We start from the raw sequence: 970 nt of genomic DNA, 5'->3' as shown, positions 1-970 counted from the left end.
CTGCATAACACGTTTGCTACGATACAGACTTAACTGAATTTTACTGCCTTAATCACTGAAACTAAAGGCAAACTGACAACGCCGAGTGTAGAAAATCGTGTTGATGCATTTGTTATACGGCTAACTAAAGCGCGAGGCTAACTTCTTATAAACTGCATCTTTGTCCCTTTTACCAATAGCTAGGACATAAACAATAATTTCATCATCAATGACTTCATAAGCTAAACGATAGCCTGCTGTACGTAATTTGATTTTATAGACAGAATCATAACCACGTAATTTTGATGCAGGTACATGAGGATTTTCGAGACGCTCAATTAGCTTCTTTTTAAACTGATTTTTTATCGGCGGAGCTAATTTGCTCCACTCTTTTTGTGCTGCTGGCAGGAATTTTAATTTATAAGTCATCGATATTTACTTCCACAGCATCTGATAAATCAAGTCTGCGGCTTTCAACAAGCTGAGAAAGCTCGTAATCATCTAACATGTCCATTAGAAATTCGTAAGTTTCAGCAGGCACTAAGTAAGCCGCTGGTTTATTGTGATTTAAAATAGCTATAGCAGAGCCATCAGCTTCGTTCAAAAGAGCTGTAGGATTCTTCTTTAACTCTGAAATACTTGCTGAACAATCAGCTAGAACTTGTCTCATAACGCCACCAAATTAGTATTAAATTAAGTGCTAATTTTAGACCTTTTTAATGTGAACTGCTACTTTTTTCTTTTTGCCGTATAACGCTGGCATAACACGTTTATTACCATGCAAACCAACCTGAATTTTACTGCCTTAATCACAAAACTAAAGGCAAACCCAGAACGCCGAATGTAATAAATCGTGTTGATGCGATTGTTGTGCGTGCTTACTTTCGGCTTGGTCAACTTGGTAAAGAACTGCCCTGCCAAGATTTTCTAAGCCCTGATTCTAATTTACCGATAGCAATTAAGCGAACAAAATGTTCTTAAATTGCGAGAT

The 970-nt window shown here is 37.2% G+C and carries 2 protein-coding genes; both read right to left on the bottom strand.

All coding sequences use genetic code 11. The features are described 5' to 3' along the window. Positions 1 to 120: 120 nt before the first annotated feature. Positions 121 to 408 (bottom strand): type II toxin-antitoxin system RelE/ParE family toxin, encoded by a 288-nt coding sequence (locus A6E03_RS04325; protein ID WP_065600236.1) that lies wholly within the window; start codon positions 406 to 408, stop codon positions 121 to 123. Continuing rightward, positions 398 to 649 (bottom strand): type II toxin-antitoxin system Phd/YefM family antitoxin, encoded by a 252-nt coding sequence (locus tag A6E03_RS04320; protein WP_045103946.1) that lies wholly within the window; start codon positions 647 to 649, stop codon positions 398 to 400. The genes A6E03_RS04325 and A6E03_RS04320 overlap by 11 nt, the downstream gene beginning before the upstream one ends. Between the last annotated feature and the right edge of the window lie 321 nt (positions 650 to 970).

The organism is Aliivibrio sp. 1S128, from assembly GCF_001691065.1.
GTDB lineage: Bacteria > Pseudomonadota > Gammaproteobacteria > Enterobacterales > Vibrionaceae > Aliivibrio.
Note: the sequence above shows the minus strand (reverse complement) of the source record. Positions and strands in the feature narration are given on the sequence as shown.